The organism is Pseudomonas sp. F01002 (assembly GCF_004402115.1).
Lineage (GTDB): Bacteria > Pseudomonadota > Gammaproteobacteria > Pseudomonadales > Pseudomonadaceae > Aquipseudomonas > Aquipseudomonas frigoris.
Genome location: NZ_SOPU01000002.1, coordinates 51,926 through 64,927, shown reverse-complemented (window position 1 = coordinate 64,927; position 13,002 = coordinate 51,926). Strand labels below are relative to the sequence as shown.

General features: G+C 55.5%; 9 protein-coding genes and 3 pseudogenes. 5 read left to right on the top strand and 7 right to left on the bottom strand.

Translation table 11 applies throughout. The annotated features are described in order from the left end of the window. Positions 1-289 precede the first annotated feature (289 nt). Together E3W21_RS00400 and E3W21_RS32105 are read left to right on the top strand one after the other, a co-directional pair. A complete protein-coding gene (locus E3W21_RS00400) occupies positions 290-1,663 on the top strand; it encodes a transposase (RefSeq protein WP_134417195.1) in 1,374 nt (457 codons plus the stop codon). A 371-nt stretch (positions 1,664-2,034) separates the two neighbouring features. Next, a complete protein-coding gene (locus tag E3W21_RS32105; RefSeq protein WP_305955655.1) occupies positions 2,035-2,151 on the top strand; it encodes a hypothetical protein in 117 nt (38 codons plus the stop codon). A 27-nt stretch (positions 2,152-2,178) separates the two neighbouring features. Here E3W21_RS32105 and E3W21_RS00390 read toward each other — a convergent pair whose 3' ends face one another. From E3W21_RS00390 to E3W21_RS00380, 3 genes are all read right to left on the bottom strand, one after another. Next, positions 2,179-3,747, bottom strand: a complete 1,569-nt coding sequence (locus tag E3W21_RS00390; RefSeq protein WP_134417144.1) for a long-chain-fatty-acid--CoA ligase — start codon at positions 3,745-3,747, stop codon at positions 2,179-2,181. A gap of 222 nt (positions 3,748-3,969) precedes the next feature. Beyond that, a complete protein-coding gene (locus E3W21_RS00385) occupies positions 3,970-4,710 on the bottom strand; it encodes a TorF family putative porin (protein WP_134417143.1) in 741 nt (246 codons plus the stop codon). Positions 4,711-4,797: 87 nt separating this feature from the next. After that, the gene (locus E3W21_RS00380; protein WP_134417142.1) at positions 4,798-6,537 is read right to left on the bottom strand and encodes an amidohydrolase; all 1,740 of its coding nucleotides are present in this window, start codon (positions 6,535-6,537) and stop codon (positions 4,798-4,800) included. Positions 6,538-6,644: 107 nt separating this feature from the next. Between E3W21_RS00380 and E3W21_RS00375 the strand changes: the two are divergent. Together E3W21_RS00375 and E3W21_RS00370 are read left to right on the top strand one after the other, a co-directional pair. After that, positions 6,645-7,555: pseudogene (locus E3W21_RS00375) on the top strand (LysR family transcriptional regulator). A gap of 166 nt (positions 7,556-7,721) precedes the next feature. Then, positions 7,722-8,341, top strand: a pseudogene (locus E3W21_RS00370) (tyrosine-type recombinase/integrase). A gap of 116 nt (positions 8,342-8,457) precedes the next feature. Here the strand turns inward: E3W21_RS00370 and E3W21_RS00365 are convergent. From E3W21_RS00365 to E3W21_RS00345, 4 genes are all read right to left on the bottom strand, one after another. After that, positions 8,458-9,417 carry a homocysteine S-methyltransferase family protein gene (locus E3W21_RS00365; protein ID WP_134417141.1) on the bottom strand — a complete coding sequence of 320 codons (960 nt, stop codon included), beginning with the start codon at positions 9,415-9,417 and terminating at the stop codon, positions 8,458-8,460. Positions 9,418-9,922: 505 nt separating this feature from the next. After that, positions 9,923-10,792: a GyrI-like domain-containing protein gene (locus tag E3W21_RS00355; RefSeq protein WP_134417139.1), complete on the bottom strand. Its 870-nt coding sequence runs from the start codon at positions 10,790-10,792 to the stop codon at positions 9,923-9,925. 340 nt (positions 10,793-11,132) lie between these two features. Continuing rightward, positions 11,133-11,357 (bottom strand): hypothetical protein, encoded by a 225-nt coding sequence (locus tag E3W21_RS00350; RefSeq protein WP_134417138.1) that lies wholly within the window; start codon positions 11,355-11,357, stop codon positions 11,133-11,135. 107 nt (positions 11,358-11,464) lie between these two features. Further along, positions 11,465-12,199, bottom strand: coding sequence for an ABC transporter substrate-binding protein (locus E3W21_RS00345; protein WP_134417137.1), 735 nt, complete (start codon positions 12,197-12,199; stop codon positions 11,465-11,467). Between the two features lie 305 nt (positions 12,200-12,504). Here E3W21_RS00345 and E3W21_RS00335 point away from each other — a divergent pair. Continuing rightward, a pseudogene (locus E3W21_RS00335) lies at positions 12,505-13,002 on the top strand (alpha/beta hydrolase); the annotation flags it as partial.

Sequence of the window (13,002 nt, the reverse complement as noted above, 5' to 3'; positions counted from 1 at the left end):
GCTGCTACAGATATCTCGAGCCTGTATTTGCGAAATTGCACTCCACTTGACCACCTGATTGCATCGGTACTGACCACTCGTTTGCATTGCACTTGACCAGACGTTTGCATTCGATCTGACCACCGATTGCATCAGATTAGACCAGCACACTTAGTAACCATGGTCAGGAGAGAGCTGCCTACTGCTGCCGGTGGCGACAGGCAGAAATCGGCCGATTCTGTTGAAAAAGTAGCTCTCCTGTTTGGCCTGGGGCAAAATCACTCCATCGGCCAGCGGGAGAATACGCAGCATGATGGGACAGTTATCGAGTGGGCAGGAGCGGCTGTTTTACTCGTTCAATCTTGAAGATCACATCCCAACAAATCATCTGCTGCGCAGCATTGATCGGTGCCTCGATCTGAGCGACCTGCGCCATTACCTCACAGATTTCTATAGCCCGATTGGGCGTCCTTCGATTGATCCTGAACTGATGATCCGCATGCTGGTCGTGGGCTATTGCTATGGCATTCGCTCCGAACGGCGGTTGTGCGAAGAGGCCCATTTGAACCTGGCGTATCGCTGGTTCTGCCGGTTGAGCCTTGAGGATGAAGTACCCAATCACTCGACGTTTTCCAAGAATCGACACGGCCGCTTCTGGGACAGCGATCTGTTTCGCTGGCTGTTTAATGAGGTGCTGCGTCGCTGCATGGACGCGGGTCTGGTCAAGGGCGAAGGCTTTGCCGTGGACGCCAGCATCATCAAGGCGGACGCGAGTCGGCAGCGTGGCGTACCTGGCGATAAAGAGGTCAACTGGAGCGATCCGTCGCTGAGCACCCGCGCTGTCCGTGAGTATCTTGAAGGCCTCGATGAAGAGGCGCTGGCCGAAACATTGCCCAAGCGCTTATCACTGACTGACCCTCTAGCCCGCTGGACGGCCGCTCCGGGTGGCCCTGCCTTTTTTGCCTACTCCACAAATTACCTGATCGACACTGAGCACGGCGTGATCATGGACGTGGAACCAACACCTGCCCACCGAACGGCCGAGGTCGAGAGTACAAAGACGATGATCGACCGGGTCGAAGAACAGTTCGACATCAAGCCGGACCGCCTCATCGGCGATACCGCTTATGGAACCGCACCGATGCTGGCCTGGATGGTGGAGGAAAAAGACATCGAGCCGCATGTACCGGTGTGGGACAAAACAGAACGCAAGAACGACAGCTTTTCGAGCAGCGATTTCCGATGGAATGAAGAGGCTGAGGAATATCTCTGCCCGGCCGGCAACGCATTGCGCAGCGAATGGCGAGCCTTCAAGACCGAGCGCTCGCACGTCACCAAAGCCAACACCATCATCTTCCGATCCAGACAAACCGACTGCGCGACGTGTCCGATGAAAGCCAAGTGCTGCCCGAACACTGCGTTTCGTAAGATCGCCCGCAGCATTCATGAAGCGGCTCGTGATGTGGCTCGTCGAATCGCGGCGGCGCCGGAATACGTGCGCTCTCGTCACGAACGCAAGAAGGTCGAAATGTTGTTCGCCCACCTCAAGCGCATCCTGAAACTGGATCGCTTACGACTACGTGGCATGAGTGGCGCGACCGATGAGTTCACACTGGCGGCAGCGGTACAGAACCTGCGTCGATTGGCCAAACTTACATCTCAAGGGCCACCCGCCACGGGATAGGTGCGCCTGCTTCATCAAAAAACCTCAAATCAACCCACTGACAAAGCAGCAACGATCAACGAAGGACCGAAAAGCCACTTAATAGTGGTGAATAGGTTCTTTGTTGAAGGCCAAGTTCAGTGTCGCGTTTCCTGAAAAAACGATTTTTTCAACAGAATCGGCCAAAAGCAGTCTGTCGACAACAACAATTCGGCCTGTTTATTTGCGGCTACTAGGTTCAGGGCGTGCCCCTAAATAACTGGTGCCTTCCAAGGCTGCTGCCGTTGCTGCACGTTAAATACCAAATCTTGTCATGACCTAAAGCACTTTCCCACTGCAATTGCAGCCAATGCCGAAAAAGCCATGGGGGAGCCTTCGCTAGCTATGGCTGCGTGTCGCCTGATGATCTGCACCGTATCCAGGGTGCAGACAATGCCAAGTCGAAACAGTTTTCTGAATCAGCACTTCGTCAGTGTTACTGCCAATGCGATTTATCGCGGTTCAAGTAGCCAATTGCTGCATTGCGCACCGGCGTTCTAGGCAATTTGACGAGCTCGGTTCTCCCAGAACGGCTTGCGCAGTTCGGTTTTCAACACTTTCCCGACACTGGACAATGGCAACGATTCCCGGAACTCGACACTACGCGGAACCTTGTAACCGGCGATACATTCGCGGCAGTGGGCCATAACCTCTTGCTCGGAGATACGTGCTCCAGGGTTGCAGACGATCACTGCGTGAACCGTCTCGCCCCACTTGTCGCTGGGAATGCCTATTACTGCAACCTGGGTAACGGCCGGAAGTCTGACGATGGCGTTTTCGACCTCGGCGGTATAGATGTTCTCCCCGCCACTCACAATCATGTCCTTCAGCCGGTCGCAGATATAGACGAAGCCATCTTCGTCCATGTAGCCGCCATCGCCAGTGTGCATCCAGCCGTTTCGCAGCGCTTCGGCAGTGGCTTGCACGTTGTTCCAGTAACCGAGCATGACATTCGGCCCGCGTGCGACGATCTCCCCCACGGCGCCACGCGGCACCTCCCGATCTTCGGCATCGACGATACGGATTTCGACGCAGTTGACCGGCACCCCCGCCGAGTACATCTTGCCGCTACGCTGATGCTCCTCGCAGTGATACTCGGCATCGAGGATGCAGGCGAAGGGAGACAGTTCGGTCATGCCGTAGCCCTGGATGAAATCAGCTGCCGAAAAGGACTGGCGGGCTTGGTCGAGCAGTGCCGGCGAGATTGCCGAAGCGCCATAAGTGATTTTCCTTAGCGTGCTCAGATCAAGTTTGGCCGCAGCGGGATTGACTGCCCGCCAATCGAGGAGCATCTGCAGCATGGTCGGCGCCAGCCTGGTATTGCTGATCCGTTCCAGGCCGATGCATTCAAGTACCTCCTGCGGTTTGAAGGTCGATAACACCACATGCGTACCGCCGCTAATGAACAGAGAGACCATTGCCGACAGATCAGCGATATGGAACATCGGCATGGCATGCAAGAAGATGGTCTGAGGTCCGATCCCGGTCTGGTCGAAAGTGGCCAGGGCTGATAAAACGAGATTGTTATGCCTGAGCATTACCCCTTTGGGGAAGCCCGTGGTTCCACCGGTATAAAAGACGCCCAGCAGAGAATCGCCACCACGAAGGGCATCTTCGACCGGCTCATACTGGGTGATCAGTGTTTCGTAGTTGAGCATGCCCAACGGGGTTTCGCCCTCGCCGGCATAAATCATCAGGCGCAGGGTTTTCGCAGCAGCGCTGATTTTTCCTGCCAGATCCAGGAAACTGTCGTCGACGATCAGTACACAGGTTTCAGAATCGTCCAATGAATAGATGATCTCCGCAGCGCTCCAACGGATATTCACCGGGTTGAGCACGGCATCGGCCCAAGGGACCGCCAGATAGTATTCGATGTAACGCTGCGAGTTTAGCGAAAGCATCGCTACCCGCTCGCCGCTGGTCACGCCTAGGTCTTTTAGTGCGCCGGCCAGACGGGCGACTCGATCGCCCAACTGGGCAAAGCTCAGACTACGACCTTGGTAACGAATGGCCGGTGTTTCGGGACGCTGTTGCATATGGCGATGCAACCCTTGGGTCAAGTACATCGAAATCTCCTATCTTGTTTTTTTAAAAAGTCCAGCTACCGATACTCGCACGCTGATTGTGGCGCCTCGTTCAGGCATCTGCCCCGATGCCACACTCCAAAACGGACGCCTAGAACGCGGAAATAAATCTATGTCCCTTCCAGCCTTTAAAAGCGGCGCAAAAGCACCGCCCGAAAAACCTACAAGCATTCAACAGTGCAAGTTTCTTAACTGAAGGTTTGATCAGAATGTCTTGCTGGCACTGACCACCACGGTCGCCGAGCAAACGTCGGTGTAACCGTAGTAACTCGCGCACTCGCTCTTGGAAAGGTCCGTGTCGATGTAGCTAAGGCCCCAGTCGACCCCAAATGCGCTGCGGGTCAGCTTGGCTTCCCATTCGCGATAGTCACCGCGAGCCTTGCCACTGTTTGACAAAAACACATCATCCTTGAAGTCGAAACGACCGTAGCGGACCTCCAGACCGACCTGATCCACAATTTCATGGCTGTACCCCAAGTAGGTGTAGAGCGTGTCTTGGTCTTTCCCTACAAAGTTCTTCAGATCGTTGGAGTAATAACTGCCGAACTTGAAGCCATAGGCTTTGAGAATGGCGTAGGCCTCACTCATGTTGAATTGTGCTTCCTTGGCATAGGTGTACTTGAGATACCCCACATCAAGGCTTACATCGTCATTCAATGGAATGAAAAAGCCTGCGTAGAAATCTTGTTCCAAGCGCGCTTTCAGGTTCATCCCAAAGTTGACGTTTGAAGTCCATACGCCCGCATAGGCACCGCTGCTGTGTATCAATGTGGCCTCCAACTGCGCTGCCGGGTCACCCAGCGTCATGGACAGTCCGCGGCTACGGTAGTCGCTGACCACCTGCGGCTTCAGCTCCAGTTGCAAGTTGTCGGTCAGCGTCACGGCGCCCGCACCCAAGGGAAAAAGCGCGCAGCCGACAAGGGTCGTAATAGCAAGACGATGCATAGGTTGAATCCTGTTTATTATTATTGGCAGGAAAGGCTTCGCCGTTCCCATGCCCCGAAGGACACAGGTCAGGCATACGGTGGAGAATTACGGGTGGCTGTAGACTTCGCGCCCGGAAAAATAGGTCTTGAGTACCTGGGTGTCAGCGAGTTGCTCTTCAGGCACGCTGAACACATCGCGATCAAGGATGATCAGGTCAGCCTGCTTCCCCGCAGTGACAGAGCCGATCTCTTTCTCTAAACCAATCGCCTTGGCAGCATTGCGGGTATAGGCATAGAACATCGTCTCCCTATCGATATCCTCATCCTTGTTGAGTACGCCCTTGGGGCCCTTGCGGCTGATTGCCTGCCCGATGGCTTTCCATGGGTTGGGGGTACTGACCGGCCAGTCGCTGGCACCCGCAATGGTCGCGCCATTTTTCAGTAATGAACGCGCCGGATACATGAACTGGAACTGCATTGCACTGATGTAGGGTTTGAGTAAATCAATGCTCAATTCATCCGCGGAGGCCCAGTACAACTGCATCGAAGCAATGACGTTCAGCGGTTTGAAGCGGGTGAATTCCTTGGGATTGACCATCTGCAAATGGGTTATCGAGTGTGTCACGCCACTCTGTCTGTCATGGCGTGCCTGCTCGATCCCATTGAGAGACTCGCGTACCGCCCGGTCGCCGATTGCATGTACGTGGACGAGCCAGCCACGGGCATCTGCGGCACTGACCAATTCACCGAAATGAGCGGGGTCGATCAACAGCTCACCACCTTTTTTCGAGTTTTTATAGGGGGTCAGCAACGATGCCGTTTGAGCAGGAAACTCGGCGACACCGTCGGCGAATATCTTGATGCCAGGCAGGCTTAGATTATCGACGCCGACAAACTGCTTTCTGACCTCATTCAGCAAGTCCAAATCCGCAGGTTTGCTCTTCGGATTGGCAACCATCAGGGCGGCCACCCGCAACTCCAGCTCACCTTTTTCCGACAGTGCTTTGTAGACAGGCAAAACCCCCAACGTCTGCGCTGTGGGCTTGAAGTCGAATAACCCATCACTTGGCATGGCATTGGCCGCGGGGTCCATCAGGGCCGTAATCCCCAGGCTGTGGTTCAGATCACGCGCGGCACGTCCCGCTGACATCAACTGATCAAAGGTCGGTGAAGGAAGTTGAGACATCACCGCCGCCAAACCCGCATCTGCAACAAAGCCATTGGGGGTGCTGTCCGCATGATGGCCGATGGTCGCCACCGCTTCGCCCTTCAGTGACTTGACCCGTTCGGCATCGATACCGGCGCGCTTGAGCATCGCCGTGTTGGCCCAACCGGTATGGTAATCCCAGCCGATGAAAGCAATCGGTGTATCGGCCCACTCGCCATGATTGAAGCGTTTTTCAAATTGGGCCACTTCACTCCAGTAGGTGGAGGGGAAGCCACCGACACTGAGGACATCTCCGTGTCGCGCCTTGCCGTCATCTCGCCACTCACGCAAGCGCTTCTCCAGTTCGTCGAAGGCCAACATCTGGCCTTCGAGATCCGCCGCCTTAAGCTTCACACCGCCAAAGATCGCGTGGCTGTGGCTGTCAATAAAGCCTGGCATGACGACCTTGCCTTTCAAATCCACCACTTGAGTCATGGCATCTTTGAGCGAAAGAATCTCGATATCACTACCGACCTTGAGAATCCGGCCATCGGCCACCGCTATGGCTTGTTGCAGGGGCTGACCCGGCTCGGCGGTGAACACCTTGCCGTTGTACAAAAGCAGATCGACTGCCGCCATGCTTTCCATAGATGAAAAAGCAATCGCCATGGTTAACGTCGCCCTAAGAATCTTCTTCATAGCCCGAACACCTTTTTTTATTAGAGTATTAGGGAGACTATCCAAAGGAGGCGATGTTAAGAATACTTAAACACCGAAACACATACTTTCCAAAAAGGTAAAAGCGAATGGACCAGCTCGGCGCTATCACTATGTTCGTCGCCACGGCAGATCAAGGCAGTTTTACGCGCGCAGCTTCCTACCTAGGCAAAACCACGTCGGCTCTGACCCGGGCGGTAACCCACCTTGAGACGGAATTGGGCACACGTCTTTTTGAGCGCTCTACCCGCCGAATTGCCCTGACCGAGGCCGGGCAGATCTATCTGGCAAGCGCTCGGCAGGTGCTGATTCAGCTACAGCAAGCTCGGGAAGATCTTGATCAACTCCAGCAGGAGATGTGTGGCACCCTGCGAGTAGCGGCGCCACCGTCCTACGCTCCAGCGTTTCTGAATGCGGTGTGCTTCGCTTTCTTGATCGCTACCCACAGATGCGTCTTGAGGTAGTTCTCACCGAAGAGTTCGTGGACCTGCTTGAGGGCAGCTACGATCTTGCTGTGCGTGACGGACCTGTGGGGCCGGATCTGATCGCCCGACCACTGACCGTCAACCGTATCCGACTGTGCGCTAGCCCACGCTATCTAGAGCGCAAGCCCCTTGAAGTCCTACCGCAAACGTTCGATCAACATGACTGGTTGATCTATCGACACCCTGCTCTAAACCCGCATTACTGGTGGTTGACACATGAAGGCGAGCGCCGGCGCATATTGCAGCCAGTGCCTCGCCTGTCTAGCGATAGCTATGATCTTCTGTTTAGTGCGCTGTTGGATGGGCAGGGATTGCAATTCTGTCCACAGTGGAGTGCTGCTCCCTATCTGCGGCGTGGCGAACTGGTGCAACTGCTCCCCGATATAGACCCGGACCCGGAGCAGTTCGGTTCTACAGTCCATGTGATCTATCCCGCACACAGACGCCACACCCGCAAACTTCTAGCCTTTATTGAATGTCTGAGCAGCTACCTAGAAGAAGAGGCGTTGCATTAAAGGGGACAGCGGGGGGTACTGAACAAACGCGCTCACTCAGAAAGTTTTTTTACGTCTGCCATCAGTGGATAGCATCCCTTCATGACCGGCTGCTATGGGTCGGATAGCGACCATCACCCATTGTGCCTGATCCACCCTTGTCCTCCCTCAACGTGGAGGACGAGCCATGAACACTATTGCTACATACAGCCATCAGCCTTGGAACAAGGGAAGCTTGTCGGGCAGAAAGCCCCGCTCCGAGTCAGAGATATCTGGGCCATCCGCGTAAGATTTCAGCTCGCGGAGAAGACACGGGATTTGGCGCTATTCAACTTGGCCATCGACAGTAAGCTGCGTGCCTGTGACTTAACCAAACTGCGAGTCCGAGACATAGCCCATGGGGAACATGTGTCGTCACGGGCCATCGTGATGCAGCAGAAAACCCAGCATCCAGTGCAATTTGAAATCACTGAGCAAACCCGAATGGTTCTGGAGGCTTGGATGCATCAGGCGCGCCTTCGCAGCGAGGACTTCTTGTTTCCGAGCCGGTTGCACGCCTCAGACCATCTTTCCACCAGGCAATACGCTCGAATAGTCAAAGCGTGGGTGACAGCCATTGGCCTTGACCCAACCATGTACGGTAATCACACGCTACGGAGAACCAAGGCATCGTTGATCTATCGCAGGACGAAGAACCTAAGAGCTGTCCAACTCCTGCTTGGTCATACGAAGCTTGAAAGCACTGTCAGATACCTGGGAATCGAGGTCGATGATGCCCTGGAAATGGCGGAACAGACGGAAGTCTGATCATCCATAGTGACGGTCGATGCTAGACCGTCGCTATCCTATCCTTGGCTGACGTTCGCGCCGCTAAATACCAGACGTTCAAAGCGGCGGCGTTCCGCCGCCGCTGCAACCGATTGTTAGGTCGTAGTGCGAAAAAGCGGCGAGCAAGCTTCAGCGATTTGTTCCACATGGCGGTGGTCTGTGCCACAACAGCCCCCCATCACATTCAGGCGCGCGAGCCGTTCCTTGAGACGGGCGTACTGCGCTCCAAGTTCGACCGGGTTCCCACTATCAAGCTCCGTGGACTCGCTCAACTCTTCGTGACTCTTGTGCGAAGCGTTCGCTCGGAAGCCCCGAATCCGATCCAACCACAACCCGCCCTTAGCCACCACGTGGTCGAAATGCGTGGGGTGGGCGCAGTTGATCATGTAGTAGCAGGGATAGCCTGACGTCGCATCGTCAACTTGCTCGATCGCTGTCTTCAGACTCTGGCCGGTCGGGAGATTGCCGTCGGTCTCGACGGTAAAGGAAATGGCAACGGGCATGTCCACTTGCTGGGCTGCTCGCACAATCCCAAGCGCTTCCGCCACGTAGTTCATGGTCATGGCACACACCATATCCGCAGCGGAACCAGCGAGGGTTTCGACTTGTGCCTGATGATAGGTCTCTGCTTCCTGGTCCGACATGGCCCTCGCGGGGACATAACCGTCCCCGCGAGGGCCGAGACACCCGCTGATGACCACCGGGGTCTGATTGGTTTCGTATTCGTCTCGAATCTCCTCGAGCAGGTGGATCGCTCTACTGTTTGCATCGACCAGCGCTTCGGGCATGTACCCGAGCCGGGTTCCCCAGTCCGCGTTGGCCCGCCAAGTCGCGCTTTCGAGAATAAGTCCGGTGCCAAACCGCTTCGCGATCTCCGCATAGGTGCGAAAGTACTTGCGGAGGGCCGCTTCGCCTTCCGGCGTCTTCAGCAGGTGGAATGCAGCGAAGTCCGGGAGTTCCAATCCTTCATGGAAGATCAGGGTAGTTTCGATCCCACCATCGGCGATATAAAGACCGTCACCGAGTTGTGGCAACTTATTGCGGTATTTCGCCATGATTTTTCACCTGTCACGAATTTTCCTTCGCGACCTGACTTTGTTATCGGGCGACAGTTTTGCTGCGTATCCACCTCGGCAGCCGCCCTAACTCCGATATGTGAAACTGCGTAAGCGCGGCTTGTAGCCTAGGTTTACGGCTCAAACATTGTGCATTCATACAGCATTAAATTTTTGTGAAAAGCAGCAGCTCAAAAAGGTACGGCATGAGCATGCAGCTAAGGCGTCCAACTGACTGCTTTCGAGCAAGTTCGTGACCGACCGGATTTGGCCGTTTTCTGCCTGTCACGAATGACCGGTTTGGGTCGATTGTGTTGAAAAAGTCGGTCCATTCAGACTGCCTGCATACTGACGCAGAAAACGCCTTTTTTGCGCGTTGCTACGCGAAATCTGAGCGCGGAATCCTCTGCTCAAATTAAAGTTTTCAATCTCAAACGCGTACTTTTCTGCCGTAGAAACCATGGCCGACTTTTTCAACAGAATCGGTCGAAAGCTGCTTGCTCCGCTATTGCAGCGGAACATACACATCTGTTTGCCATTGATCCTGTGGTGTCTCAGGATGGACGCTCAGGTAATTGAAGAATAGCGGCTGGTCACGAAGTTCCTCACCACTGGCAGGAAGCCAATCGCGGTAAATCGGATAGATCGTTTCGCCGATGTGATCCGGTGACCCCGCGTGTCGCACCACGACGTAGCGACCGGCAGGAATGACGATCTCGTGCACGCCGAACTCATTCGGCGCCACGGCCTCGTGAATCTCGCCGCAGATTGCGAAGCGGAATGCTTGTGGAGGTGTCGTATCGGGGTTGCTATAGGGAATGCCAAAGGTGCGACTCGATGCCACCGGCGACTGTCCGCTCTGCATACGCCACTCGATGAACGTACGCACGCTCTCATTGACGAGCCCGGCTGGTCCGCAGTGCTCAAGCGCTGCTACCTTGACTTCAGGGAAATCTATGATTCGTACTTGCATGATGATAGTCCTGGAAAAGTGAGGGATTGCGAATACCGCATTCCAGACCTGCCAGTTCGGTTCCTTCCTGAACGCACTCGGCGTCATACCGAACGCCCGCCTGAACGCCCTGCAAAATGCCTCTGGACTTTCAAAGCCGGCACCGAGTGCGGCGTCCAGTACCGAGTGATCAGTGAGGGCGGCTAGTCTATGTGCCGCGCGTCGTAGTCGCATCAGTTGCACATAACGTGAGACAGGCACTCCTACGAACGCGGTGAATTGTCGATGGAAGTGAAACGCCGAAAAGTTCGCCACATGGCTCAACGTCTTCACCGACAGGTCACCTTCAAGATAGGCATCAATGTAGGCGAGTACGGCGTTGAAGCGTTTTGTGTAAGCGAAATTGGTCGGCATGTCAGACACTGGAAAAACTCCTGGAAGTACGGTCGGCAATAGAGTCGACTATAGCGGCGTGAACGCGCCTAGCCGCGTTTGCTCAAGGCGCGTTTTGGGTTAGCCAATACGATCTCTTCCAAGGCGATGTAAAGGTTGGGAGCATTTCAGGTGTCCACTTCTGGCCGTTCTCTGCTGGTCATGGTTACGAAGCGTGCTGGTCAAGTCCGATGCAAATGACTGGTCAGGTCGAATGCAAACGGGTGTCAAGTCAGTGCAATTACCCAGTATTTCAACATCAAAGACAACAAACCCCGAGGAGATCGGATCTCCCCGGGGTTTCTTGTTTCAAGCGGTGCAACGCCGTTGATCAATAACGCTGATACTTCGAACCGAACTCAGGGCGGTTTTCAGCGACGTAGAGTGTGCTCGCCTGGCTGTCTTTGTGATCAACGCCGACGGTGTTCACGTTCAGTGTGGCCGGTTGGCTGACTTTGGCCGCTGCAACGACCTGTGAGGTGGCGTGAGGGGCGGCGATGGCGGAGGTAGCGCCAAGAACCGAAAGGGCGAAACCAAGACCGATAATGCTTTTCATGATAGTGCTCCAGAGCGTGGGGAGAAGATGTGGCCACTGTAGTGCTGGAGCATCGCGATGAAAAAACACCCTGACGCATAGTTGTTATCGAGAGCGTTGATCCGTTGTCAGCGGGGTGTGTTGTCGCTGAGCCAGCGCTGCTTGAGTTGTTCCAGGCGCCCATCGTGGTTCATCTCGTCCAGCGCCTGTTGCCAGCGCGCGACCTGGCGCGCATCGGTTTGCGGGGAAAACGCGATGTAGGTGCCTTGCTTCATCAGCGGCATTTGATAGTGCAACTGGCTCGGCGCCAAGCCTTCTTCCCGGGCCAGGGTGGCGATGGAGAGGGTGTCTGCCACTACAAATTCGATGCGCCCCAGACGTGCCAGACGCATCATTTGCTCGGGGGTTTCCACGCCGTATAGATTGTTCAAACCTTGTTTTTGCAAGTAGCTGTAGACCAGCCATTTGCGCGGGACGGCGATGCGGCCCAGGTTGCCGGCGTCTCGCAAATTGCGCACCGGTTGCTGGGTGCCATTGGCGGAATAGAGCGCCGTTTCCACGTCCATCAACGGGCCGACCCACTGGTACTGGCCATCGCGCTCGGCAGTGCGGAACACGGTAAACACCCCGGTAGCGGGCTCGGTCGTGGCGATGAGCAAAGCGCGCAGCAGGGGGACTTGTTGGAAATGCACCTGGTCGCCGGCACTGTCGGCCAGCGCCTTCACCACATCCACGCCAAACCCCACCAGTTGGTTACCCTGCTGAAAATGCAAGGGCCGATGGTTGTCGGTGAGCAGGTTCAGATCAGCCGCAAGCGCCGTAAAGGTCAGGAAAGACAACAGGCAACCGGCAATGCGCTTCATGAATCGTCCTTGATGAAGTGAAGCGCAAATCTTAGTACGGGTGTGCTGCAAATGTCCCGAGGAATTATCGGACTATTGCGTCAGATCTCAGGACTTAGGGGCTTCTGCATGGGGAGATGCAGATGGGTTTTGTCTGACGGAACACAGTCAAATGTGGGGGTAAGCTCGCTCCCACCTTCGTTCTCTGTCTTGATGTAGATCGCGATCAATACCGCTGATATTTCGAGCCGAACTCGGCGCGGTTTTCCGCGACAACCACACCACCGCGTACCGCATTGCTCAGGCTGACCGAGGCCACACGGTCGGGCGGCTACGACTGGGGCGCGCGCTCGGCGGACATCGTTTCGGCGCTCTGGCCGGAGCGGGTGGAGGCGCTGGTCTCGGTGAGTGGCTACCTCATCGGCAATCAGGCCGCAGGCAAGAATCCGTTGCCGCCCAAGGCCGAGCTGCAATGGTGGTACCAGTTCTACTTCGCTGCCGAACGCGGCCAGGCCGGTTACGAAAAAAACCGCCACGACTTCGCCAAGTTGATCTGGGAGCTGGCCTCCCCGAAATGGACCTTCGACGACGCGACTTTCGATCGCAGCGCGGTGGCCCTGGACAACCCCGATCATGTAGCTATTACGATCTTCAACTATCGCTGGCGGTTGGGCATGATTCAGGGCGAACCTCAATATGAAGCGCTGGAGCAGCGGCTGGCCAAGGCCCCGGTCATTACGGTGCCGACCATCACTATGGAAGGGGATGCCAACGGGGCGCCACATCCGGCTGCCGAGGATTATGCCAAGCGCTTCACCGGCAAA

Coding starts and splice junctions, on each gene's coding strand:
- E3W21_RS00390 (WP_134417144.1), bottom strand. CDS start 3,747: ATGTACTTGACCCAAGGGTTGCATCGCCATATGCAACAGCGTCCCGAA.
- E3W21_RS00380 (WP_134417142.1), bottom strand. CDS start 6,537: ATGAAGAAGATTCTTAGGGCGACGTTAACCATGGCGATTGCTTTTTCA.
- E3W21_RS00365 (WP_134417141.1), bottom strand. CDS start 9,417: ATGGCGAAATACCGCAATAAGTTGCCACAACTCGGTGACGGTCTTTAT.
- E3W21_RS00385 (WP_134417143.1), bottom strand. CDS start 4,710: ATGCATCGTCTTGCTATTACGACCCTTGTCGGCTGCGCGCTTTTTCCC.
- E3W21_RS00345 (WP_134417137.1), bottom strand. CDS start 12,199: ATGAAGCGCATTGCCGGTTGCCTGTTGTCTTTCCTGACCTTTACGGCG.
- E3W21_RS00350 (WP_134417138.1), bottom strand. CDS start 11,357: ATGAAAAGCATTATCGGTCTTGGTTTCGCCCTTTCGGTTCTTGGCGCT.
- E3W21_RS00400 (WP_134417195.1), top strand. CDS start 290: ATGATGGGACAGTTATCGAGTGGGCAGGAGCGGCTGTTTTACTCGTTC.